Origin of the sequence: Marinicauda salina (genome assembly GCF_003122085.1) — a bacterium.
GTDB lineage: Bacteria > Pseudomonadota > Alphaproteobacteria > Caulobacterales > Maricaulaceae > Maricicauda_A > Maricicauda_A salina.
Genome location: NZ_QEXV01000001.1, coordinates 131,361 through 157,068 on the forward strand (window position 1 = coordinate 131,361; position 25,708 = coordinate 157,068).

At 69.8% G+C, this 25,708-nt stretch carries 12 protein-coding genes; 3 read left to right on the top strand and 9 right to left on the bottom strand.

The window, feature by feature from the left end:
* Nucleotides 1-44: 44 nt before the first annotated feature.
* The 7 genes from DDZ18_RS00495 to DDZ18_RS00525 form a co-directional block, all read right to left on the bottom strand.
* Nucleotides 45-1,046, bottom strand: coding sequence for an alpha-E domain-containing protein (locus DDZ18_RS00495; protein WP_109251404.1), 1,002 nt, complete (start codon nucleotides 1,044-1,046; stop codon nucleotides 45-47).
* Nucleotides 1,000-2,442 (bottom strand): circularly permuted type 2 ATP-grasp protein, encoded by a 1,443-nt coding sequence (locus DDZ18_RS00500; protein WP_109251405.1) that lies wholly within the window; start codon nucleotides 2,440-2,442, stop codon nucleotides 1,000-1,002. The genes DDZ18_RS00495 and DDZ18_RS00500 overlap by 47 nt, the downstream gene beginning before the upstream one ends.
* Nucleotides 2,443-2,526: 84 nt before the next feature.
* Nucleotides 2,527-4,587, bottom strand: a complete 2,061-nt coding sequence (gene pbpC, locus DDZ18_RS00505; protein ID WP_233245650.1) for a penicillin-binding protein 1C — start codon at nucleotides 4,585-4,587, stop codon at nucleotides 2,527-2,529.
* Nucleotides 4,584-9,428 (bottom strand): alpha-2-macroglobulin family protein, encoded by a 4,845-nt coding sequence (locus DDZ18_RS00510; RefSeq protein WP_109251406.1) that lies wholly within the window; start codon nucleotides 9,426-9,428, stop codon nucleotides 4,584-4,586. Before DDZ18_RS00510 ends, pbpC begins: the two co-directional genes overlap by 4 nt.
* Before the next feature lie 151 nt (nucleotides 9,429-9,579).
* Nucleotides 9,580-11,100 (bottom strand): bifunctional aminoglycoside phosphotransferase/ATP-binding protein, encoded by a 1,521-nt coding sequence (locus tag DDZ18_RS00515; protein ID WP_109251407.1) that lies wholly within the window; start codon nucleotides 11,098-11,100, stop codon nucleotides 9,580-9,582.
* Complete coding sequence (locus tag DDZ18_RS00520) at nucleotides 11,097-12,245, bottom strand: lycopene cyclase family protein (protein WP_109251408.1); 1,149 nt, start codon at nucleotides 12,243-12,245, stop codon at nucleotides 11,097-11,099. The genes DDZ18_RS00515 and DDZ18_RS00520 overlap by 4 nt, the downstream gene beginning before the upstream one ends.
* 54 nt (nucleotides 12,246-12,299) lie before the next feature.
* On the bottom strand, nucleotides 12,300-14,453 hold the full coding sequence (locus DDZ18_RS00525) for a penicillin acylase family protein (RefSeq protein ID WP_109251409.1): 2,154 nt from the start codon (nucleotides 14,451-14,453) through the stop codon (nucleotides 12,300-12,302).
* A gap of 159 nt (nucleotides 14,454-14,612) precedes the next feature.
* Here DDZ18_RS00525 and argS point away from each other — a divergent pair, with 159 nt between their 5' ends.
* Both argS and DDZ18_RS00535 read left to right on the top strand, forming a co-directional pair.
* On the top strand, nucleotides 14,613-16,658 hold the full coding sequence (argS, locus tag DDZ18_RS00530) for an arginine--tRNA ligase domain-containing protein (protein WP_109251410.1): 2,046 nt from the start codon (nucleotides 14,613-14,615) through the stop codon (nucleotides 16,656-16,658).
* 85 nt (nucleotides 16,659-16,743) lie between these two features.
* Nucleotides 16,744-18,270, top strand: coding sequence for an aminoacyl--tRNA ligase-related protein (locus DDZ18_RS00535; RefSeq protein WP_109251411.1), 1,527 nt, complete (start codon nucleotides 16,744-16,746; stop codon nucleotides 18,268-18,270).
* 760 nt (nucleotides 18,271-19,030) lie between these two features.
* Here the strand turns inward: DDZ18_RS00535 and DDZ18_RS13630 are convergent.
* Nucleotides 19,031-19,339, bottom strand: a complete 309-nt coding sequence (locus DDZ18_RS13630; protein ID WP_146190574.1) for a hypothetical protein — start codon at nucleotides 19,337-19,339, stop codon at nucleotides 19,031-19,033.
* Nucleotides 19,340-19,494: 155 nt separating this feature from the next.
* On the opposite strand from DDZ18_RS13630, the gene DDZ18_RS13635 reads away from it, so the two are divergent.
* Nucleotides 19,495-19,911 (top strand): hypothetical protein, encoded by a 417-nt coding sequence (locus tag DDZ18_RS13635; RefSeq protein ID WP_146190575.1) that lies wholly within the window; start codon nucleotides 19,495-19,497, stop codon nucleotides 19,909-19,911.
* Nucleotides 19,912-20,621: 710 nt separating this feature from the next.
* Here DDZ18_RS13635 and DDZ18_RS00545 read toward each other — a convergent pair.
* Entirely contained in the window at nucleotides 20,622-25,535 is a 4,914-nt protein-coding gene (locus DDZ18_RS00545) for an NAD-glutamate dehydrogenase (protein WP_109251412.1), read from the bottom strand.
* Nucleotides 25,536-25,708: the final 173 nt, after the last annotated feature.

Genomic DNA, 25,708 nt, shown 5'->3' on the forward strand with positions numbered 1-25,708 from the left:
TCTGCCGTGATTCCTCGTTCGGCGCTTCCGCCTTCGTCGCGCGCTCACCCGCCGGGGTCGAAATACCGCGCGCGGAGCGCGGCGGCCACATCGATGAGGTCCTGTTGCAGCCGGTCCAGATAGGTGTGGAGCGGTCGGCCGATCAGACGCTTCGGCCGGTCGGCGAACCGATCGAGCAGCTGCGCGCGCGCCGCGGCGAGCGCCTCGCCGGGCGGCGCGCCGTAATCCTCCTCGAGCTCGCGCAGCCGGTCGAAGGCCGACAGCGCCGACAGCCGCACCGAGCGCGGAAAATCGCTGTCGAACAGCAGGAAGCCCGCGGCGTCGGCCGGCCCGGCGGTCAGCGGATAACGCCGCCGGAAGGCGTGATAGCCCGACGCCGAGCGCAGCAGCGAATTCCACCAGACGATGTCGGGACGCGGCGCGTCCTCGTCGTCGGCGATCTCCGCATCGCCGTGCAGCTGGTAGTACTTCACGTCGACGAGCCGGGTCGTCTGGTCGGCGCGCTCGAGCTCGCAGCCGATGCGATGGAACAGCCACGCCTCGTCGCGATACCAGGCGCCGTCGACGATGCCCTGGTGGGTCTGGCAGCCGAGCCGGATGCGCTCGCAGATCCCGTTGAGCTTGGGCAGGGAGACCTGCCGCGACCTGATGCCGGCCATCTCGCCGTAGAGCATGTTGATCTGCTTCCAGATCTCCACCGGGATGAGGTGCCTGAGCGCGCGCGCATTCTCGCGGGCGGCGCCGAGCGCGCTGACGGCCGAGCCCGGATTGGTCCGGTCGATCAGATACCAGCGCGCCACGTTGAGCCCCGTCCGGCGCTTGCCGGTGGCGGCGAAGGCCTCGGCGTCGACGAAGGTATGCAGCAGGGACGCCCAGGCCGCCTCGTCGTCGTCGCCGGCCGCGAAGCTTTCGGTCACCGCCAGCAGGCGGGCGAGATTCTCCGCGCGCTCGACATAGCGGCCGAGCCAGAAAGCATGCTCCGCGAAGCGCGAGAGCAGGTTATGAGAGGACCCAGGTATCCTTCGACCCTCCGCCTTGGCTGGAATTGACGATGATGGAGCCCTTGCGCATGGCCACGCGCGTCAGCCCGCCCGGCAGCACCCACGTCGACTTCCCCGTCACCGCGAACGGGCGGAGATCGACGTGGCGCGGCGCGACGCCCTCGCTGGTGAGGGTGGGACAGACCGACAGCGCGATCATGGGCTGGGCGATATAGTTCTTCGGATCGCGCCGGATCGCCCTGGCGACCTCGTCGCGCTCCTTCTTCGTGGACTTCGGCCCGACGACGATGCCGTAGCCGCCGGATTCGCCGACCGGCTTCACGACGAGTTCGTCGAGATGGTCGAGCACATAGGCCCGGTCCTCCCGATCGCGGCAGATCCAGGTGCGCACATTCTTCAGGATCGGCTCGGCGTCCAGATAGTAGCGAATGATCTCCGGCAGGTAGGCGTAGATCGCCTTGTCGTCGGCGACCCCGGCGCCGGGCGCGTTGGCGATGGCGACCTCGCCGGCCTTCATCGCGCGCATCAGGCCCGGCGTGCCCAGCATCGAGTCCTCGCGGAACACCTCGGGATCGAGGAAATCGTCGTCGATGCGCCGGTAGATGACGTGGACGGGCTCCGGTCCGCCGACCGTCTTCATGAAGACCCGGTCGTCTTCGTCGACGAACAGGTCGCGGCCCTCGACGAGCGGCACGCCCATCTCGCGGGCGAGGAAGACATGCTCGAAATAGGCCGAGTTGAAGATGCCCGGCGTCATCAGGACGATGCGCGGATCGTCGACGCCGGCCGGCGCGCTCTCGGCGAGCTTCTCGCGCAGGCGCACGCCGTAGTCCGAGACCGGGCGGATGCGCGCATTCTCCATGAGATCGGGGAAGGAGCGCATCATCAGGTGCCGGTTCTCGATGACGTAGCTCACGCCCGACGGGGCGCGGCAATTGTCCTCGAGCACCAGGAAGGACCCGTCGACGTCGCGGATGAGATCGGTTCCGCAGATATGGGTGTAGACGCCCGCCGGCGGATCCACGCCCTCCATCTCCTCGAGATAGTATTTGTTCTTGAGCACGAGATCGGCGGGCACCACGCCGTCGTTCAGGATCTTCCGGTCGTGATAGATGTCGTGGAGGAACAGGTTCAGCGCCTCGATGCGCTGGACCACGCCGGCCTCGAGCTCCGCCCAGTCCTCGGCCGTGATCGGACGGGGAATGACGTCGAAGGGCAGGATGCGGTCGATCGTCTCTTCGCCGGAATAGACCGTGAAGGTGATGCCCAGATTGTAGAGCTCGTCCTCGGCCTGCTTCTTCCGGCGGCCGAGCGTCTTCAGGTTCTTGCGCCCCAGCCGCTTGAGGAAGAGCCGCTGGATCTCGCGGTCGGACTTTCGCCCCGTGATCTCGCAGAAGGCGTCGCCGGGATCGTAGTCGTCGAACAGTCCGGGCGCGGCCATCGGGCTCCTTTCACGGTGGCGGATCGAAACGTCTAGCACGCCGGAGACAACGCGGCTCCAGTCGATGCGTTCAAAATTCGGGGTTTACGGCATGCGCACGCGCACCCGCGTCGTGCTCTCCCGGCCGGCGCGATCGACCACGGTCAGGCGATAGAAACCCGGCCGCTGCGGCGCCCAGACCGGCCGGCCAGCGGCGTCGGCGGGCGCCGCCTCGCCCTCGACATACCAGTCGAGATCGCCAGCGCCGCGCGCGGCCAGGACGAATTCCCGGCCGGGGCGCTCCGACCAGACCTCGGCGTCGTCCGGCGGAAACAGGATCTGCGGCGGCGCGGTCGCGGGAGCGAAGCGGGCCAGCGCCGCCGGCGTCGGGTCGGCGCCCGCGACCTCCCGGCGCGGCGTCCGGAAGCCGGGATCGGTGCGCGCGACGGCGTCGAACAGGTCGAACAGCGCGGGCAGGGCGGCGTCCCGGCCGGTTTCGCCCGGACGCGGCGCGCCGTCGGGCCGGCCGACCCAGACCACCGCGGCGTATCCGCCGGCCACGCCCGCCGCCCAGGCGTCGCGGAAGCCGTAGGAGGTGCCCGTCTTGAAGGCGATGTCCGGCGCGCCGGCGGCGAGGCCCGACGGCATCCGGCCCGGCGGGGCGGGCGCGCGGCGCAGGATATCGAGCACTTCGCCGGCGGTCTCGGGGCTGACGAAGCGATGAGTTTCGCGCGCCCGGTTCGCCGCCGCGGCCTCGGGCGTCCAGGCCAGCGGCAGCGCCCGGCCCTCGTCGCCCAGCGCCGCGTAGAGCGCGGCGAGCTGGCGCGCGCTCAGGCCGAGCCCGCCCAGCGCCACGGCGAGCCCGGCGTCGGACTCCGCCGAGCGGGGCAGGACCGGCTCGCCGCCGGCGAAATCGAGCGCGGCGGCGAAGCGGTTGGCCCCGACGGCGTCGAGAACGTGGACGGCGGGCACGTTGAGCGAATGCTGCAACGCCTGGCCGACGGTCACCTCGCCGCGGAAGGCGCGGTCGAAATTCTCCGGCTGATAGCCCGAGAACCGCCGCGGGAGGTCCTCGATCAGCGTGTCGGGCGCGGCCACGCCGTCGTCGAAGGCCAGCGCGTAGATGAGCGGCTTGAGCGTCGAGCCCGGCGAGCGCGCGCGGTCGGTGAGATCAAGCCAGCCGCCGGCGCGGTCGCGGCCCGCCGAACCCACCGCGGCGCGCACGGCGCGGCCGTCGATCTCGACAATGACGGCGGCGGCCTGGACGCCTTCGCCCGCCTCCTCGGCGAGCGCGCGCACCAGCCGGTCGGCCTCGCGCTGAAGCGCAATGTCGAGCGTCGAGCGCGCCTCGGCGGCGCCGGCGCGGCGGCGCACGGTCTCGGCGGCGTGCCAGGCCTCGCCGGGGAAGGCGTGGCGATCCGGGGCGGGCGCCTCGGCGGCGTCGGCGGCGCGGTCCGGGCTGATCAGGTCGAGGTCCGCCATGCGGCCGAGAATGCGCGCCCGCGCGGCGACGGCGGCCCGGGGCCGGAGATCCGGACGACGGGCCTCCGGCGCCTGGGGCAGCGCGATCAGGAGCGCGATCTGGTCGGGCGTGAGCCGGTCGGGCTCGCGGTCGAACCAGGCCCAGCTCGCCGCGCGCACGCCCTGCAGATTGCCGCCATAGGGCGTGAGCGTGAGATAGAGTTCGAGGATTTCGCGCTTGGTGAGCCGGGCCTCGAGTTGAACGGCCCGGAACGCCTCGATCGCCTTCGACGCGAGCGTGCGCGGCCGCGGCTCCAGCAGCCGGGCGGTCTGCATGGTGATCGTCGAGGCGCCAGACGTGATCCGCCCGTTGGCGATCGCCGAGCCGGCCGCGCGCAGGACCGCCAGCGGATCGACCCCGGCATGGTCGTGAAAGCGCTTGTCCTCGACGGCGATCAACGCCTCGACGAAGGCCGGGTCGAGCCGGTCGAGATCGGCGGCGAGCCGCCAGCGCCCCTCCTCGACGGGGAAGGCGCGCAAGGGCCGCCCGCCGCGGTCGGCGACGACGGTCGAGATCGCGCCGGCGCGCTCGACCGGCGGCGGGAAGACCCGGTCGAGGAGAAGCCCCGTCAGCGCGAGATTGACCGCCCCGGCCGCGATCACGATCGCGGCCTCCCGCCAGGGCAGGGCGCGAAGCCGGCTCACGGCGAGATCACGACCTCCCCGGGGGCGGACCGGCCGAACACCTCGGGGCGATACATGTCCTCGGCGACGACGCCGGGCATGGCGAAGCGGCCCGGCGTCACGGCGCGCACGAGATAGGCGAGCTCGACCGCGTCGTCGTCGCGGATGTCGATGGCGGCGACGAACCGGTCGTCGCGCGCCTCGGCGATGCTCGGCGTCGAGAGATCGTTGTGCCAGGAATAGACCCCGGTCTGCGTCGTCTCGGCGCGCTGGACCACCGCCTCGATCTCGAAGCCCGCCGGCAGCAGGTCGGCCACGACCAGCGGCGTGACGCGTTGCTCGTCGGCGCGCACCGAGATCGACACGATCAGCCGGTCGCCGCGGGACAGCGCCGACAGGTTCGCCGGCCGGCCCGCCGTGTCGCGGATCGTCTTCGTTACGGTGAGGCCCGACGAGGCCGGCGGCGGGGCGCTGGCCGGCGCGCCGCGCGCGAGCGCGGTGACCCAGACCGGCTGCTCGCCGCTGTTGGTGAACGTTCCCGCCTCGGCCAGCGAAGCCCGGTCGAACGTCACCGCGGTCGGATCGGGCGCGTCGCCGTCATAGCGGATCGAGACCTCGTCCCGGTCGCCGGCGACCGCGCCGGCGGCGACGATCAGGAAGGCCTTCTCCTGCGTGGTCAGGCGGCGCGGCTCGGGCAGCTCCTGCTGGACGCGGGCGACGAGCCCGGCGACGCGGTCGCTCAGACCCGCCTCGGCGGCGAGCGCCAGAACGCCGGCGAGATCGCGCCGCGGCGACTGGTAGTAATCGCCCTCGTTCTCGTAGCCGAGCGCATCGACGGCGGCCTCGAACGCGCTGACGGCCCGCGAGCGATCGCCGATCGCCGCCAGCCCGGCGCCGATCTGGGCGCGCGCCAGCGGACTCTCGATGTCGCGCAGCATCTCGTCATGCATGTAGCGCAGCCGCGACCGGTCGGCCCGGCCGTTCCGGGCCAGCACGTAGTTGGCGTAGGCCGAGCTGCGATGGACCAGCCGGTCGCGCGTGTCCTTGCTCCAGCGATAGCGGAACGAGTCCGTCTCGTAGCCGGTGACGCGATAAAGCTCGCCGCGAGCCACGGGCCTGAGCGCCGACAGCGCGCGATCGAGCGCGGCGGGCGGGACGGGATGGCCGGCCTCGGCGGCGCGGCTGAGGAAGTCGGCCGCATAGGCGCCGAGCCAGGGCGAGGCGTTGCGATCGCCGATCCGCCACAGCCCGAAGGCGCCGTCATTGCTCTGGCGCGAGAGCAGCGTCTCGATCGCCTCCTGGATCTCCAGCCCGGCGTCGGCGGGACCGTCGGCGTCGGTCAGCGCGGCGAGCCGGCCGGCGTAGACCAGCGGCAGGGCGCGGCTGACGAGCTGCTCGGTGCAGGCGTAGGGGTAGCGCGACAGCGACTCGTAAAGCGCCGAGACGTCGATCGGCGTGACCGACGCGCTCACCTGCAGGCTCGCCGAGCCGGGCACATAGGCGTCGAGCATGTCGCCGGCCGGCGTGTAGCTCTCGCCGGCGTCCAGAACGACGCGCTCGATCGAACTCGTCGGCAGGTAGGGCGAACGCACCTGGATCGGATAGGAACTGCCGACCGCGAAATCGCCCGGCCCGTCGACATCGATCACGATCTCGGCGATCCCCTCGTCGCGGGCGCGCAGGTCGACCGGCACGTCCCGGCGCTCGCCCTGCGGCAGGTCGATGCTGAAGGCGTCGTCAAGGATCTCGACCGGGCCCGTCGCCGACATCGATGCGGCGTAGTCGCCGCCCGGGCCGGCGACATTGTCGAGCGTGGCGGTCGCCTGGGCCTCGTCGCCCGGCGCCAGGAATCGCGGCAGGACGAGTTCGGCGGGCACCGGATCGCGCACCGTGACGGGCCGCGCGCCCGCCCCGACTCCGCTCTCCGACCAGGCCACGGCCATCAGCCGCAGCTCGCCGTTAAAGTCGGGAATGTCGAGGCTGACTTCGGCGCGGCCGTTCCCGTCCAGACGCACGGGGCCGGAGAACAGCGCCACGGTCTGCGTCGGCACGACGGTCAGCCCCGCCCCGCCGATCTGGTCGCCGCCGGAGCGGATCGGCGCGGCCGCGCCCTGGTTCGGATCGAGCAGGCGGCCGTAATCGTCCAGCAGGTCGACGCCGAGGCGGGCCTTGCCGAAGAAGCGCTCCACCGGGTTCGGCGAGTCGAAACCGGTCAGCAGCAGGATGCCCTCGTCGACGGCGGCGAGCGTGACCCACGTCGCCTCGCGGCGCGGGCCGTCCGTCGCCTCGATGGTGAAATCGTAGGTCTGGTTGGGTTCGATCACCTCGGGGGCCTCGACGGCGACCTCGAAGGTGCGTTCCGAGACGTCGACGGGCAGGTGCGTCACCCCGACGGCGCGGCGCGGCCGCGGCTGCGTGACCGCATCACGCGGCGTATAGACCGAGACCATCACATAGGCGCCGGCGCCCCAGTCCTCGGTGGCGGTGAACTCGACGCTGGTTCCGCCCTCGGGCACGCGGACATGGCGCGTCTCAAGCACCCGGTCGGTGGCGACCACGACCTCCGCCAGACCGGCATAGGGCGCGAGAATGGAGACTTCCGCGCGCTCGCCGACGCCGACGGGCGCGTCCGGTCCGGCGACGCGGACGCGGTCGGGCGCCTCGACGCCGTCCTCGGCGCGCGATCCCCAGCCGACCCAGAAGCCGTCGCTGGCGACGTCCTCGCCGTCGACGCTGACGATCAGCTCGTAATCGCCCCAATCGAGTTCGGGCGTCTCGATGCGCGCCGGGCTTTCGCCGTCGAGGGCGACGCGGCCCTCCTCGATCTCCACGACATGGTGGGTGCGCCGCCAGCGCCATTCGCCGCCATCGGTGCGATACCAGTCATAGTCCCAGTCGTGGCGCACCAGGCGCCAGTCGGCGCGGCCCGCCTCCATCGCGCCGGTGCGGTCGACGGCGATCAGCGAGAAGGCCGTCGCCTCGCGCCGCCGCGGCCGGTCGTCGCCGAACTCCGAGCGCAGGCCGTAATAGGTCTCGCGCGGGCGATACGGGATGCGCACGTCGTCGCGGACCGCGCGGCCGCCGGGCTCCTGGACCTCGACGACGGCGCGCACGCGCAGGGGCTGCGTGCTGTCGACGCCGCGCCGGCCGGGCTCGACGGGCAGGGAGGCCTCGCCGGCGCCGTCGGCGGCGATCTCGGGCAGCGCGAAGGCCTGCTCGGAGAATTGCTCGTCGTGCAGGCCGAAGCGATAGTCGCGAAGGTTCTCGAACGGGCTCGGATCGACCTGGACGCGGGCGGTGCCGGAGATCGGCAGGCCGGCGCCCGGCGCGCCGTAGAGGAAGCGCGCGCGGGCCTCGATCATGCGCGTCTGGCCCGCCCGCATCGGCGTTTCGTCGTCGGCGGCGAGCGTGAGTTCGACGCGCTGGGGCACGAAGTCCTCGACGGCGAAGCTCTCGCGCGCGACCGTTCCGATCCCGTCGAGCTCGACGGCGATCGTCCAGCGCCCGCGCGCGGCGGCGTCGGGCAGCTCGAAGGCGTGGATGACCGCGCCGGCCTCGGGGGCGGCCTCGAAGCGCTGGCTGGCGTGCTCGAGCCCGTTGGGCGCGGTGAGCACCAGCGTGCCCGGGCGATCGGTCAGCGCGAAGCCTTCCGGATCGCGCAGCAGGCCCGAGGCGCGCACCGTCTCGCCGGGACGATAGATGCCGCGATCGAAATAGAGATAGGCGTCGGCGGCGCCGGTCCGGCCGCGCCCGGAAACGGGATGCTCCGACAGGTCGACCGGCGCGCGCGTGAGATCGAGCACGGCGAAATCGCCGTCGGGCCCGTAGGCCGCCAGGAGGCGCGGACGGTTCCCGTCCTCGCCGCGAATGAGCGGCCCGTCGAAACGCACGCGGCCCTCGCGGCCGGTGTCAGCCTCGGCGAGGATCTCGTTCGAGCGCGCGACGAGCTGGACCTCGACGCCGCGCTCGGGCTCGGCCGTCTGCAGCGAGCGCACCACGACGTCGAGCCCGTCGCGGCCGCGATAGGCGGTGAAGGCCAGATCGGTGACCACCAGCCAGCGCGCCGCGCGCGCGCCGGGCCGGCCGTCATCATCCTCGACGCCGTCGACGTCCTCGATCGAGACGTAATACGCGCCGGGCTCAAGTTCGCCGACCGCCTCGGCGATCGGGAAGACGGTCGTCGTCGCGGCGTTCTCCGGGCCCTCGGTGTCCATCCGGCCGCGCCAGACCTCGACGCCGAGCTCGTCGGGCCGCTCGTTCTGGGGCGTGTAGTTGTACTCGTCCTCGGCGGCGGAATAGCCCGAGACGATCTCGCGGAAGGCCAGCGCCCGGTCGGTGACGCGCTCGACGACGACCTCGACGGCCTCGACATTGACCGTTTCGATCGCCACGCCGTCGGCGTCGATGCGCGGCAGGATCACGCCGTCGCCGGCGAACCCGACATAGGCGGGCCGCTCGGCGAAGGACAGCGTGACGCTCTCCTCGGCGGAAAGGGCCTGGCCGTCGGCGGCGGGCAGGCCGCGGCGCAGCGTCACGGTGCGCGTCTGGCCGAAGGTCAGCCCGCCGATGCACAGCCGCGAGCCGTCGACGGCGAGCGCGACAGGCTCGCCGATATCGAGATAGGCCGAGTAGTCGATCTCTGGATCGAGCGCGCCTGAGAAGACTAGGCAGAGTTCGGGCGCGGCCTGGTCGAGATCGGTGGCGTAACGGAGATACTCGAACTGTTCGGGCTCGGTCTCGCGCGACGTTTCGGCCTCGCGCTCGGCCGCTTCGCGTTCGCGCGGCTCCTCGCCGCGATCGCCGCATGAGGCGACCAGCAGCGCTGCGAGCGCCGCCGTCAGAAATCCCGTGAGCCTGCCCATAATCTCGTCCCCGTGCTGGCCTTTTCATGATCATGCCACGCGTCCGCGCCGGCGCGCCACCGACTCGTCGCGCATTCCGCGCGGCTCATGAGCGCACGCAAATCGGGCGAAGGCGCGTCCGCGATCCGGCGGCGCGGCGCCGATCGGCCGATCAGGCGCGTTCAAGCGTCTCCAGCGCGCGCCGGCGCGTCTCGTCGATCCCGACGCCGGCGTCGAGCACCGTCCAGTCCACCGCGCCGACATCGTAGCCGAGCTGGCGGCGCACGACCGCCGCGTCGGCGTCGGAGGCGTCGCCGGAACGGGCGCCGACGCGGGCGACGAGCGTGTCGGGCGAGGCCTCCAGCCACAGACCGTCGAAGCCGACCCCGTGTTCGCGCGCCAGCGCTGCGGCCGCATCGCGCTCGTCGGGGCGGGCATGAACGGCGTCGAGGACGACGCTATGGCCGGCCGCCAGCGCGCGGCCGGCCTTGTCGCGCATGCGCGCGTAGACCGCCCGGCTCATCTCGGCGGTGTAGTATTCCGGCCCGAGCGAGTCCGTTTCGGCGACGCCGGCCAGCGCCTTGCGCTCGAGATCGGCGCGGATGACGAGCGCGCCCAGCGATCCGCCGAGTTCCGGCGCCAGCGCCGCGGCCAGCGTCGACTTGCCCGTCCCCGACAGCCCGCCGACGGCGACGAGGCGCGGGGCGGGCGGATCGAGCAGGTCGAGCGAGAGATCGAGATAGGCGCGCGCTTCGCGGGTCGCCCCGTCCCCGCCGCGGTCGAGCGCGACCTTGGCGCGGACCTGGGCGCGCAGCGCCGTCATCGCCGGCAGCAGCGCCAGCCCGTCGAGCGCCGCTGGCGGATCCGGCGCGAGATAATGGGCGAGCAGGCGCGCGGCGTGCGGTGTCAGTCCGCGATGGGCGAGGTCCATGAGCAGGAAGGCGAGATCGTAGAGCACGTCGGTCGTCGCCAGCGCCTCGTCGAACTCCAGCGCGTCGAACAGGGCGGGTTCGTGGTCCAGCAGCACGATATTGGCGAGATGGAGATCGCCGTGGCAGCGCCGGACATACCCCTCCCGCGACCGGCGTCGCATCAGATCGGCGTGCGCGTCCAGCGCCGCGCGCGCGTCCTCACAGCTTGTCTTCACCTCGTCCGGATCGAGCCGGTCGCCCGCCGCGCTCAGCGCGCGTTCATTGTCGTCGAGCACGGCGACGAGATCGGCGTAGCCGTCCCGGTCCGTCGCCGGCTCGGCGCGCTCGTGGGCGGCGCGGATCACCGCTGCGAGACGGGCCATGAGATCGACGTCGAGCTCTCCCGCCTCGGCGAGGCGGTCGAGCAGGCGGTCCTGTGGAAACCGACGCATGCGCACGGCGCACTCGACGACTTCGCCGCCGTCGTCGATGGCCAAGCGCCCGTCGGGCTGGCGGGTGATCGCGCTCACGCCGAGATAGATCTGCGGCGCGGCCGGCCGGTTCAGCTCGATCTCGCGCTCGCAGGCGGCGCGGCGCTTCTCCAGGGTGGAGAAGTCGAGATAGCCGAGATCGACCGGCTTCTTGACCTTCCAGGCCGCGTCGCCGGCGAGGAAGACGACCGCGCCGTGGGTCTCGATGCGCTCGACGGTTTCGGCTCCGGGATGCGTCGCCGGGTCGCCGAGGAAGGCGTCGAGTTCGGGATCGAGGCCGCCGGCGGTCACGCCGCGCCGACCAGCCGCCGCGGCGCCCGGGCCGGCCGGCGCGTCGTCGCGGCCATGATGCGGAGGTGATCGGGCAGCGTTCCCTCGCCGCCGAGAAAGCGGGCGAGCACGTCGGCCGGCAGCGAGCGGGCGAGATGGAGAAAGAGCGTCGGCGCGGCGTCGGGATGACGCGCGATCCGGGCGAGGAAGCCCCGCTCGAGCCGGGCGGGCAGCGGCGGCGTTCCGCGCGGCGGCGTGATCGGCCGGCCGTGCTGCAGCTGCGCCGCGCTCTGCTCCGCCCAGCCCTGCAGGCGCATCAGCGCCGAGCCCGTCGCCGCGCGCATCGCCCCGGCGCCCGCCGGCGCGCGCACGATCGATCCGGTCGAGCCGCCTCCGATCGCGGGCCCGAGCGGCAGGCTCGCGCGTTCGCGTCGAATGACCCGCCAGCTGTCGCGGAAGCCCAGGCGCTGCAGGGCCGCGTCGAGATCGGCGTCGCGCGCGGCGCGGTCGGGCGAGCCCGTCGAGAATCGCACCGCCTCCACGAGCGCCCGGCGCGGCGAGAAGGGCAGGAGGTGAACGAAGCGCAGCCCGTCGAAATGACCCGCCATGTCCGTCATCAGGCCGGCCGTGTCCGGGTCGAAGACGTCGGCGTCGGCCTCGACTTCCGCACCGGAGACGAGCTGGAGCATGGGCGCGCGCGCCATGGCGACGGGATCGCCGGGTCGCGTGTCGACGATCCGCCGGGCGCGGATGCGGCCGAGACCGGTCTCCGCGCAGGCGTGATCGTCGCGCGCCTCGAGCGCGCCGATGCGGACGCCGTGCTCGATCGAGAAACCGGATCGTCCGGCGATGGCGTCGAAGGCGGCGTCCTGGAAATCGGCCGCGCGGACATGCTGGTAGATCAGGGCTCCCACCTCGCCCGCCGCGGCGTCGCCGTCAGCGCCGGATATCAGCCAGCGCCGCCAGCGCGCGCTCACCAGGTGCGCGAGCCCGTGGCGCTCCGGAGCCCAGAAGCACCAGCTGCGCGGATTGACGGTGCGCGGCTTCGGGTCGAGGACGCAGACGCGGAAGCGCTGCACGCTCCTCGCGATGCGCGCAGCCAACGACAGCCCGGCGACTCCGGCGCCGATGATGACGAGGTCGAAATCCGGCCGCGGCGTCCCCATGGAGCGATCAGGCCTCCCTGCCCGCGGGCATCATAACGCCGATTCCCGCCGCGATCAGCGCGCGCCGGGTCGGTAGATTTCCGCAGCCGCGGCGCGGACCGCCGCCTCGCCCATCGGCACGCGGCGGAAATCCTCGTCGGCGAAAAGCTCCATTTGGTCGGCATAGTGCGGCGAGTCGGGCCGGTTGCTGGCGCCGAACTGGTGGACCGCGCTCACGACCTGCTCGCCGTCCGCGGTCCATTCGACGAGCATGGTGAAGCCGTCGCCCTGGATCATGCGCAGCGCGCCGTCGCCGTTCGGCCGGCCATAAACCGCCCGCAGCGTGTCGGGCCCGCCCTCGAGCCCGAGGCTGCGATCGCCGCGCTCGAGCCGGTTCACCTCGCCCCAGCGCGGATCGGCGCGGCCGTGATGCTCGACGAGCCAGTCGACGGCGGCGGGGAACGCTTCGGGGACGGAGTCGATCAGGTCGCCGTCGCCGTTCTGATAGTAGGTCATCAGCACGGAGGCCGCGCCGCGATTGTCCGCATCGGCGCGGCGGTCCCAGCCGGCCGCGACCTCGGCGGCCGCCGCCAGATCGGGATCGGTCCACTCATGTCCGGCGATGGCGGCCTGCAGGCGCGCGGCGAGGCTGTCGGGCGCGTAGGCGTCGTCGTACTTCGCCGCGATCAGCTCCGCCCGGCTGGTCAGGCCGTCGGCGTCGTCGGCGAAGAGCCGCGTCGAACGCAGGCCGCGATTGGTCATGCGCGTCTCGATCCCGAAGGCGTCGGGATAGGCCGCCGGATCGGGGTCGTCGGGCCCGAGCGTCACCCGGAACGGGCTGTGATTGGAGTCGAGCACATAGCCCGCATCGGGCGCGATCGTGTGGGGCAGCGCGTCGAGCGGGGCGAAGCCGTCCCAGATGAGATCGGACCGGTCGCCCGGCAGCGTCCCCGACCAGTCGACCCCGTCGACGTCCGGCCGGTCGGGCATGCGCGCGACGTAATAGCGCCCGATCGACCCGGTCCGGTCGGCGACGATGCGGTTGGTGTTGCCCATCGCGCCGATCTCGAGGGCGGCGACGAACGCGTTGAGGCTGTCGGCCTTCATCATGCGGTAGGCCTGCTCGCCGAAGCGGATGTCGCGCATGGTCGCGTAGCGGATCGCGTAGGCGCCGTCGGGCGCGCGCAGGACCGGGCCGTGCTCCGACCACTCGACGGGCCGCGTGACGCGCCAGGCGAACGGGCCCCAGAGCTGTACGGTCATCGACGCGGTCGCGCGGTCGAACTCCCGCGCTTCGCCGTCGAGCCGGTAACGCGCGCCGTCCTCGGTCAGGTCGAGCGCGTAGACGTCGATGAGATCGGGATAGTTCACCGTCGCGGCGTAGCCGAGATCGGGATTGGTCCCGAGATGCAGCGCCGGCGCGCCGGGAAACAGCCCGCCGGCGAACTCGAGCCCCTCGCGCGAGATGACATGGGCCTCGTACCAGGACAGCGGGCCCTCGACGGGCTGGTGCGAATTGACCACGAGCCGCGTCGCGCCGTCGTCGGAGCGTTCGGGCGCGACGGCGAAGGCGTTCGAGCCCAGCGCGACGTCGGACCCCTCGCGCAGATGGACCTGCAGGGCCTGACCTTCGGCCGGGTCGCGCTCGCGCTCCGGGCTCATGATCTCGCCGACGGTCTCGCCGAAGCCGTAGAAGAGCGGGCTGAAGAAGGCCGACAGCGCGATCACGTCCTCGCCGGTCACGGGGAACAGGTCGGGACGGGCGATCTCGTCCGGGTTGCGCGCGGCGTAGAAGTTGAGCCCGGCGGCGTAGCCCTCGGCGTAGGCGCGCGTATCTTCGCTCAGATCGGTTTCGTAGCGGGCGGCGACGTCTTGGCGGATCTTCAGGAGCTGGACGAGATAGGCGGTGCGCGCCTCCTCCTCGTCGGCGGCGAGCATCTCCGCGCCCAGCGCCGCGCGCAGCGACTCCTGGATCGTCGGGAAATCGTCCTCGGCGTGCGCCCAGGCCAGGCCGAAGGCCGCGTCGGCGTCGGTCTCGCCGATGACGCGGGGCACGCCCCAGTCGTCGCGCGCGATCTCGACATCGTAGACCGCGGCGGCCTCGATCGCCGCGGCGGGATCGAAATCGCGCGTGACCAGCGGCGTCAGGCGCAGGCCGAGCCCGAAGGCCGCGGCGAGCGCGCCCGCAAGCAATACGGCCGCGCCAATGAGAATGCCGGTTCGGGTCATCGCGCGTCCTCCATCTCAGGGGGCGAAGCCTAGCCGCGCCCCGGCCGCGGGTGAACACCATTCGCGTGGGCGCGGGCGGGACTTGACGCGACGCGCCGCATCGCCGACCTAGGCGCCCGCGCCGGCGCCGGCGCGTCCCGCCAGAGCCCGGAGAGACCGGTGAACGAACTCGCCAAGCGCAATGCGGCCCTCAAGGCCGAGGTCGAGCGGTATCGCGACGCATACCTCGCCTGCCGCGCGAAAGCCGAGCCGCCGGCCTTCGCCGACTATCCCCTGCCCGCGCTCAAGGCGCGGATCACGCGGGCGCTGTCGGAGCGCCGGGGCGGGGGCGAGCTCAGCCCGCAATTCGACCTGATCGATCGCGAACAGTTCGGCGGCGACATCGCGGTGAAGTTCCCGCAGCTGCTGCGCGACGGCGGGCCGAAGGGCTTCATCGACAAGCACCTGCCCTGGATCACCGAGGTGCTCGAAGGCCCCGACTTCGCCGACGCGATCGCCGCGGTCGAGACCAAGGGGATGTACATCAATCTCCGGCTCACGGATCGCTGGCTGCTCGAAGCGGCCTGGCGCATCTGCGAGCTGGGCGAGGATTTCGCGACGAACGACGCCGAGGGCGACGAGACGGTGCTCGTCGACTATTCCTCGCCCAACGTCGCCAAGGTGCTCCACGCCGGGCATATCCGCTCGACCATCATCGGCCACGTGCTGTGCAACATGCACGAGGCCTGCGGGGCGGACGTCTATCGGGTCAATCATATCAACGATTTCGGCGGGTTCGGCTTCTCGCTCGAGGGCTGGCGGCGCTTCGAAGACCGCTTCCCCGCCGACATGGGCGACAATGAACGCCTGCTCGAGATCTACCGGATCCGGCGCACGGCGGAGAAATACGCCGTCGAGGACGCCGACTTCGACGCCATCCCCGCCGCGGACAAGGCGGTCCTCGAGCGCTACTTCCCCGAAGCGGACTCCACCGGCGAGCTGATCAGCGCCTGGCACAACTTCGTGCGCGCCGCCGACGCCCGCTTCGAGAAGCTCGAGGCCGGCGACGCCGAAGAGGTCGCGCTCTGGGCGAAGATGGTCGAGTGGTCGCTCGCCGATTTCGAGGCCTTCTACGACGCCCTCGACATCCATATCGACCTGGTGCTCGGCGAGAGCTTCTATTTCCAGGCCGGCGAGCGCGTGGTCGACGCCTGCCTGGAGGCGGGAACCGCCGTCCTGTTCGATCGCGCGCGCGCCGACGCCGAGATCGCGAAACTCGACGCCCGCGTCGAGGCCGAAAAGATGAAGCCGGAAGAGCGCGACAAGCGCGCCGCGGCGATCGAGAAGGATATCGGCGCGGTCGTCGCGCTGCTGCCCGACGGCGAGCGCATGGTCGTGCGCCGCGCCGACGGCCGGTCGATCTACGCCACCCGCGATATCGGCGCGATCGCGCTTCGAAAGGAACTCTTCGCGCCGAGCCGCATGACCTATGTCGTCGGCCAGGAGCAGCGGGTGCATTTCGAGCGCCTGTTCAAGGCCGCCGAGGCGCTCGGCCTGGTCGAGCCCGGCGAGATCGACTTCACCCATCTCTGGTTCGGCTTCTATGTCGACGCCGAGACGGGCAAGAAGCTGTCGAGCCGCGACACGGTGGCCAACGTCAATCACCTGCTCGCCGAGTCGGTGGCGTATTTCCGCGCCAAGTACGACGAACGCGATGACCAGACGCCCGAGGAGGTCGACCACGCCGCCCAGCAGCTCGCCGTGGGCTCGCTGGTGTTCAACGATCTCAAGCAGGACGTGAAGGGTTCCGTCGAGATCGCGACGAGCGATCTCCAGGCCACCATCGAGAGCTTCGAGAAGTCCGGCGGCGCCTACATGGTCTACTCGGCCTGCCGGGCGCGCTCGATCCTGAGGAAGTGGGGAAAGGCGCCGGTTCCGGCCTCCGAGGTCGCGGATTTCGAGATCGACGCCCAGGAAGCCGCGCTCATCCTCAAGCTCCAGACCATCCCGGAGAAGCTCGCCGCCGCCGCCGGCCAGGCCAACCCGGTCGTGCTGGTGCGCCATCTCCTCGAGACGGCGGGGATCTACAATTCCTACTACATGCGCGCGCCGGTGATCTCGGGCGGCGAGGCGAACCCGTCGCGGCTGATCATCACCCAGGCCGTCCAGGTCGCGCTGACCAATGCGCTCAAGATCTGCCACATCGAGTGCCCGCCGAAGATTTAGGGCCTTGGCCGGGCTTTCGCGGACCGGGCGTTTGCGCCTATAGCTGGGCCGACAGGATTTCCGCATCGCACAAGGGAAACGCCCCGTGTCGAAGAACGCGCTCGACGTCCGCCAGGAAGACAATTTCGCCGACTGGTACCAGGCCGCGGTCCGGGGCGGCGAGCTCGCCGAGGAATCCGGCGTGCGCGGCTGCATGATCATCAAGCCGTGGGGCTTCGGGATCTGGGAGCGGCTCAAGTCCGCGATGGACGCCGAGATCGTCGCCCACGGCGTGGAGAACTGCTACTTCCCCCTGCTCATCCCGCTGAAGCATTTCGAGCAGGAGGCCCAGCACGTCGAGGGCTTCGCCAAGGAGATGGCGGTGGTCACCCATCACCGCCTGTCGATGATCGACGGCAAGCTGCAGCCCGATCCCGACGCCAAGCTCGAAGAGCCGCTGATCATCCGGCCGACATCGGAGACCATCATCGGCTCGGCGATGAGCCGCTGGATCCGCAGCTATCGCGACCTGCCGCTGAAGCTCAACCAGTGGGCCAACGTGATGCGCTGGGAGATGCGCCCGCGCCTGTTCCTGCGCACGTCCGAGTTTCTCTGGCAGGAAGGCCACACCGCCCACGCCACGCGCGAAGAGGCCGAGGCCGAGACCGCCGCGATGCTGGCGATGTACAAGAAGGTCGTCGAGGAGACCCTCGCCCTGCCCGTCATCGACGGCGTGAAGCCCGAGCACGAGCGCTTCCCCGGCGCGGTCGACACGCTGTCGATCGAGGCGATGATGCGCGACGGCAAGGCGCTGCAGGCGGGCACCTCGCACTATCTCGGGACCAATTTCGCCAAGGCCCAGAACATCCAGTTCCAGGACAGCGACGGCGAGTGGCGCTACGCCCACACCACCAGCTGGGGCAGCTCGACCCGGCTCGTGGGCGCGCTGGTGATGACCCACGGCGACAATGACGGGCTCAGGCTGCCGCCGCGCGCCGCGCCGAGCCAGATCGTCATCATCCCGATGCTCAAGGGCGGCGACCAGGACGAGGCGCTATTGGAGTATTGCCGCGACCTCGCGCGGCGCCTGAGCGCCGGCCAGGCCTTCGGCGAGCCGCTGCGCGTGCGCCTCGACGATCGGCCGGAACGCGCCCAGATCAAGCGCTGGGACTGGGTCAGGAAGGGCGCGCCGGTGATCTGCGAGATCGGCGCGCGCGACATGGAGCACGGCGCGGTGAGCTTCCTCAGGCGCGACCAGCTGCGCCTCGACGGCGGCAAGCCGAACGTCCGCTCCGAGCCGATCGACATGTTCGCCGACAACGCCGGCGACATCTGCGAGAACATCCAGCAGGCGCTCTACGACCAGGCCGAGACCTTCCTGCGCTCGAACATCGTCGACGACTTCGCCTCGCTGGAAGAGGTCGAGGCGCTGTTCGCCGAGGACGGAGCGAAATGGGCGCGCATCCCCTGGGCGCGCCCGACGGGCGCCGAGCTCGACGCCTTCGTCGAGCGGCTCAAGGCCTCCAAGCTCACCGTGCGCAACGCGCCGTTCGAGCAGGGCGAGGTCGCCGGAAAGTGCCTGGTGACCGGCCGCGAGGCCGTCGAGAACATCCTCATCGCCAGGGCGTACTGAGCCCGGGCCGGACGCTGTACTTTCGCGATTCCCGTGTCATCCCGGAAGCCCGCAGGGCTATCCGGGACCTACCGACAACGCGTCCCGATATAGGCTCGCGAGTCCGGCAGGTCCCGGCTCTCCCTCCGGTCGGCCGGGATGACAAGGAATTCCGCGCGTCCTCGCCGCTCTCGCGCCTGGGGGCGAGGGGAGGCGCGCGCCTTCGCTCATTCGGTTCGGCCCTTGGACTTGATCCAAGGGCCCAGGCTGGAGCGCGCGACGAATGCTCACTGGGTCCTTGGGTCAAGCCCAAGGACCGAGCGATGAAACCTTGTTCACGCCGCCCTTTCACCGCTGGCGCGTTTTCCTGACCCCGGATCGGCGTCCGGGGTGAACTCCAGTCAGGACGCAGAACTCCAGAGGCGCGGTCCGTCATCTCTGGGCCCCAGCTTTCGCTGGGGAAACACGAAACAATGGCTTGGCTTGAGACGGGCCCGAATAGCTGGAAACGCCGCCCGTCCTCGCCCCGGACTTGCCCGCCCCCGCAGAAGCGGGGGACCCGGAACCCCCGCGCCCGGCCAACCCTCGAGGTCGGCCCCATCGGCTACGCCGATCAGATGAACCTGTACGTGTATGTTGGGAATGACCCACTCAACGCGACGGATCCGAGTGGGGAGGACTCATTTGTGGTGTTTCGCCGAACACCTGGTGACGGGCGTCATGCTTTCATTGTGGTCACTGACGAAAATGGAAATGTTGCTCAGTAATACTCGTACGGACCTCAGAATGAGGGGGAGTTGAGAAACCCTGGCAGTTGGTAGGTGTTGGTGACGACCCAGGGAGTGATACTGGTCGAGACGATGCCGCAGCGTGGCAAGATCGAGACGAACGCCGCGATGTGACGGTAGAAAATCTGACGGATATGGGCATCGCTGACGAAGAGGTTATCGCCGCAGGTGAAGCGATGAACGAGCAACTTGGGACCCGTGATCAGCCAGGCGACACGCCTTATCAGGTATTTCCACGGATAATGCCTGGTGAAGGCTGCAACAGCAACTGCGCCGGGGCAGGTGTGGTAGAGGGTGCGCAAGAAGGCGCAAGCAGAGACATCAACCCGCCGGTCAGAACGCCGGGCTGGCGCGACCCTATTGAAATTGACGAGCGAGAAGAGTGACGATTTTTTAGCGCCATACAGGCAGAAAATCGACTGAATTCTGAACGTGTTGGATTAAGGAGGGTTCAAATATGGGTGTGATCAGAGAGCGATCCTTTCTCAGTTTCAACAGGCATCACTATCAAGTTTTGGTCGGAATCATATTTGGGTTAGTGGTAATGGGATGCGCGCCTCGGCCTAGCCCAATCCCTCAGGGCGCCAATAAGTATTGGTATGGAAACATTATTTCAGGTGAGAAATTCAGCATTCAAATTGGCGATAATTACAGTTCAGCTATAGCGATTTTGGAAGGAGGTGGATTTCGTGCGGGCAGCATATTTTCATGCTCTGAAAATAATGGAGTTATTTTTAACTGCTCGTCAGATTCGCAAGAAGTTGTTCCGCTTCGCCTAAGGCGTTTTGGCAAAGATGGAAGCGTATTTTTGGTCACTGATGAGGACAGAGTGGTGCAAATAGTCTGGTCCTTCTCTCCTGTCCGGTTGCCATAGCTGGTGACATCGCGATAAGAAAAGTGAAAATAAAGTGTACTATTATTCTGCTATCTAGTCTATATAATTATGATACGTCGAGTTAGTCTTTATCGTCACCATTGTTGCTAGTTCGAATGCGTCATGTGGGGTGTTTGAGCTAACCGAATTGTTATGCATTGAAGATTGCGAATCCAAAACAGGTGTCGATCGGTGTATTGGAAACGTTTTTGCAGCAGATTTATTCACTCGCTACTAAATAACGCACTCAGCGAAAGCTGTTTCTCAATACAGTACGGCCTCGTTGATTGGGCTGGCCGAACGGGCTATGGAAGAATGTGCGCACGCTAAGTTTGTGATTCACAGGAAGCGCACGATGCGCCGCATGGCGATCGGGGCGCTGGGCCGGCCGGTTTTCTACTGGCAGTCGCGCCAGGACCATGACGCCGACTGTGCGGTCAACGAGACCGGCGAGCCCGATGCGGCGAATTACTGGCGCACGCGCATCAGCACCGACGCCTGGGGCCGCGACGCCGTCACCACCTGGCCGCGTCCGCAGGTGAGGCTGGGCCGAGCGCTGTACTTTCGCGATTCGCGCGTCATCCCGGAAGCCCGCAGGGCTATCCGGGACCTACCGACAACGCGTCCCGAAGTCGGTTCGCGAGTCCGGTCGATCCCGGCTCTCCCTCCGGTCGGCCGGGATGACAAGGAGGTTCGCCGGGCGCGGCCGATCAGCCCTGACGCGCGTACTGGGCCAGCTCGCGCAGCTGCGTCGAGGCGATCGCGACCTTCGACAGCGTCCAGGGCCCGGAGCTGGTGAGCTCCTCGATCGCGGCGTCGGCGCGGTCGACTTCCGAGGCGTTGACCGTCTGCCAGGACTCCACGAGCGAGTCCGCCCAGTCGGCGTCCGGCGACTCGACGCCGGACTGCAGCCGGCCGCCCGCCTCCTCGGCGTAGACCATCATCGCCTCGCAGATGCTCTGATGGCTGGCGTAGAGATCCTCGATGAGGCGCCGGACGGCGAGCCGGTCCCAGTGCAGGTCCGACGAGATCTGCCCGCCGGAGCCGCGCAGCTCGTCGAAGGTGAAGCGTCCGCCGATGCGGTGATAGAGCCGCGCGACCGCCTCCAGCGGCCAGTTGCGCCGCTCGGCGAGATCGATCACGTCGGATGACGAGGTCAGCGGCCGGAGCCGGGCGACGTCGGCGGCGAGCTCCTTCGGCGCGCCGGCGACGACATAGCTGTCATAGCGCGCATCGACGCCCATCGTCTCGTGGTCGGAGATGATGTCGGCGACCCACTCCTTCAGCTGGTCGACCCCGGGCTGGTAGGCCGAGATCACGGAGTCGATGCCCAGCGGCGTCGCCGTCTCGAGCCCGCGGCCGCGGCGGGCCAGCCAGTAGGTCTGACGGCGCAGCAGGCGGATGATCTCGTCGTGGAGCTTGCTCTGCACCTCGGCGGGCGCCTTGTTGTCGAGCGCGTTGATGCGGTCGGTGAGGTCCTTGAAGCGGAAGATGCAGCGGCCCGCCTCGAACGAGCGCGCGATCATGTCGACACCCGCCGCGGTGCTCTCCACGGCGCGGTGGACGAAGGTCGGCCCGCCGAGATTGACCATGTTGTTGGCGAGTCGGCTCGCGATGATCTCGCGCTTCAGGCGATGGCCGTCCATCGCCTCGCGATATTCCGCCAGCTGTCGGGGGAAATAGTCGACCAGCGTGGCCTCGAAATGCGGGTCGTCCGGCACCGTCGAGGCGACGAGCCTGTCGAACAGCGAGATTTTCGAATAGCTCAGCAGCACGGCGATCTCGGGCTGGGTCAGGCCCGCGCCCTGCTCCTTCAGCGAGCGCACCGCCTCCATCGACGGCAGCCCCTCGACGCCGCGGTCGAGGCGGCCGGCCTTCTCCAGGCGCTCCATCATGCGCTCATGGGCGTCGAGATCCGCCGCGGCGTTCTCGCGCGCGATCGTCAGCGCCAGGGTCTGGTCGTAATTGTGCTGGAGCACGTGCTCGGCGACGTCCTCGGTCATCGACTCCAGCAGCGCGTTGCGCGCCTCCCGCGTCATCCGACCCTCGCGCACCATCGGATTGAGCAGGATCTTGATGTTGACCTCGTGGTCGGAGGAATCGACGCCGGCCGAGTTGTCCACGAAGTCCGCGTTGACCCGGCCGCCGGCGCGGGCGAACTCGATGCGCGCGGCCTGGGTGAGGCCCAGATTGGCGCCCTCGCCGATGACCTGGGCGCGCAGATCCCGCGCATCGATGCGGATCGCATCATTGGTCTTGTCGCCGACCTCGTAGTTCTGCTCGGTCGACGCCTTGATGTAGGTCCCGATGCCGCCGAACCACATCAGCTCGACCTCGGCCCTGAGGATGGCGGAGATGAGCTCGTTCGGCGTCGCGGCGTCGCCGGTCAGGCCGGTCAGCGTGCGGATCTCGGGGCTGAGCGGGATCGATTTCGCCGAGCGCGAGAACACGCCCCCGCCCTTCGAGATCAGGGAGCGGTCATAGTCCTGCCAGCTGGTGCGGCCCGCATCGAACAGGCGCTTGCGCTCGATCCACGTCGCCTCGACGTCCTGCGGATCGGGATCGATGAAGATGTCTCGATGGTCGAACGCGGCGACGAGGCGGACATGCTTCGACAGCAGCATGCCGTTGCCGAACACGTCGCCGGACATGTCGCCGACGCCGGCCGCGGTGAAGGGCTCGTTCTGGATGTCCTTGCCGAGTTCGCGGAAATGGCGCTTCACCGACTCCCACGCGCCGCGGGCGGTGATGCCCATCTTCTTGTGGTCGTAGCCCGCCGAGCCGCCCGAGGCGAAGGCGTCGCCCAGCCAGAAATCGTACTCGTCGACGGCGACGGCGTTGGCGATGTCGGAGAACGCCGCGGTGCCCTTGTCGGCGGCGACGACGAGATACGGGTCGTCGTCGTCCCAGCACACCACGTCGGCGGGGCGCGTCACGGCGTCGTCGACGATGTTGTCGGTGACGTCGAGCATGCCGCGCAGGAAGGTCTTGTAGGCCTCCTGGCCCTCGGCGATCCAGGCTTCGCGGCTTCCGTCGCGGGGCAATTGCTTGGGATAGAAGCCGCCCTTCGAGCCCACCGGCACGATGACGGCGTTCTTGACCTGCTGGGCCTTCACCAGCCCGAGCACCTCGGTGCGGAAATCCTCGCGGCGGTCCGACCAGCGCAAGCCCCCGCGCGCGACCGGGCCGAAGCGGATATGCACGCCCTCGACGCGCGGACTCCACACGAAGATTTCGCGATAGGGCTTCGGCGCGGGCAGCTCGCGCACCTTGCCGCTGTCGATCTTGAGCGAGATCCACGGCTTGTGCCGGCCGTCCTCGCCGGTCTGGTAGAAATTGGTCCGCAGCACGGCCTCGATGAGACGCAGGATGCGCCTGAGCGCGCGGTCGTGATCGAGGCTGGCCACCTCCTCCAGCTGGGAGCGGATCTGGGCGGAGACCTCGGCGGCGCGCTCCTCGCGCGTCGCGCGGTCCATCTCGAGGCCGGGATCGAGGCGCAGGCGGGCGAGTTCGAGCAGGTTCGTCGCGATCGCGGGATGCGACGCGAAGGCCTCCTCCTGGATCGCCTGGGAGGGGTCGAGCCCGGTCTGCTGACGGAAGCGCGCGCAGGTCCTGAGGAAGGCCGCCTCGCGCCAGCCCACGCCGATGGCGAGGATCAGCCGGTTGAAGCCGTCGTCCTCGGCGCGGTCCTCGAGCACGGCGAGCAGCGCCTCCTCGAAGGCGCGCGCCGGGCCCGCCACATCCTCGATCGGTCCCGTCTCGATGCGCATCTCGAACTCGTGCACCCACACCGTCTCGGGCGCGCCGGCGGCGTCGCGCCGACGGATCGGATAGCCCGCCTCGCCGATGACGTGCAGACCGAGATTCTCGAGGACGGGCAGCACCACCGACAGGGTGAGCGGGTCGCGGACCCGATAGAGCTTGACCCGCAGGCAGTCGGCGCCGTCGCCGCGGGCGCGATAGGCCCGCGCGCCGGTGTCGCGCGGCGCGGAGAGCGCCTCCATGCGTTCGAGATCGGCGAGCGCCTCGCCCGGCGAATAGCGCTCGCGATACCCCGCCGTGTAACCCTCGAGATAGCGGCCGACGGCGTGACGGAGGCCGGTGTCGGCGTGGGCGCGCGCGGCCGCCTCGAGATCGTCCTCCCAGGTCCGGGCGAGATCGACGATGCGTTGCTCGAGCTCGTCGGTGTCGGGCTCGGGATGCTCGAACGGATTGAGCCCGATGATGAAGTGGACGCGCGCCAGCGGGCCGTCGCCGAAATGCGGGTAAAAGGCGGACAGCCGGCCGTCGAAGGCGGCGCGAATGACCTCGCCGGCCTGCTCGCGAACCCGCGAATTGTAGCGGTCGCGCGGCACGAAGAGCAGGCAGGAGACGAAGCGGTCGAACTGGTCGCGGCGGATGAACAGCTTGGTCCGCGGCCGGTCGTAGAGATGCAGGATGCCCAGGCTGATCTGCAGCAGATCGGCCTCGTCGGTCTGGAACAGCTCGTCGCGGGGATAGTTCTCGACGATGTTCTGCAGCTTCTTCGCCGAGTGGCTGCCCGGCGCCTTGCCCGCGCGCTCGATGACGCGCCGCACCTTGCGCCGGATCAGCGGCACGTCGCGCGCCATCTGGTCGTAGGCCTCGGCGGTGAACAGGCCGACGAAGCGGATCTCGCCGATCACCGCGCCGTCTTCGCGATAGCGCTTGACCCCGACGTAATCCATGTAGACGCGCCGGTGGACGCGGCTCTTCATGTTCGCCTTGGCGACGATCACCGGCGAGGGCGCGCGCAGGAACGCCTCGATCGCGGGCGTCAGCAGCACCGGCTCGGCGCTCTTCCTCAGGACGTGGCGATCGGGATCGCGCAGCACGCCGAAGCTCGATCCCGATTCGACGTCGGGCTCGCGCTTGCGCATCGAGCCGGTCTCGTCGACGTCGAACAGATAGGTCCGGCAGCCGAGGAAGGCGAAATGGTTGTCGCGCAGCCAGCGCAGGAAATCGAGCGCCTCGTCGACCTCCTCCTGCGGGGCGGGCGAATTGGCTTGGGAAAGATGCTCGATCGCCTCGTCCATCCGCGCGCGCATCGAATTCCAGTCGTCGACGGCCTGGCGAACGTCCTCCAGCGTCAGCCGGACGCCCTGCTCGAGCGCGGCGCGCCCGGCTGCGTCGAGCGGATCGAGATGGACCTGGATCATCGATTCGGCGCGGACCTTCCCGTCGGCCTCCTCGCGGCGGCCGGCGTCGTCGCGCGCGACTTCGACGATCGGGTGGAACATCGCCAGCACGTCGAGGCCCTGCGAGGCGATCTCGCCCATCACCGAATCGACCAGGAAGGGCCGGTCGAGGCCGATCACCTCGAGCACGTCGCGATTGAGCGGCGCCCCGTCGGCGCCCTCGGCTGCGCGCACGCGGATCTTGATGGCGTCGTCGGCGCGTTCTTCGCCCCAGGCCCAGAAGCCCTCGGCGAGCGCGACCGCGTCCTCGATGCGGACGCTCTGCAGGTCCTCGGCGAGCGCGTCGTTCCACATCTGGGCGAGGAAATCGCGCGCCTCGTCGCCGAATTCGCCGCTCCAGCGCTTCTTCGCTTCGTCGAGAAAGCTGTCCTTCTCGTAGGCGTGCGCGACGCTGACGACGGCGTTCATGGGAGAGCGTCTCCTGGACATGCCTCGCGCCCGCCCTCAGGCCGGCGATGCTTGGACGGGGCCGCAGCCTAGCCGCACGCGCGCCGGGTTCAAGCGCACGGCGGCTGGACCGGACACGGGGGGTGTGGTTCGCTGCGCGCCGAAACGCAAGCCCTTCATCATCATGGAGTTCC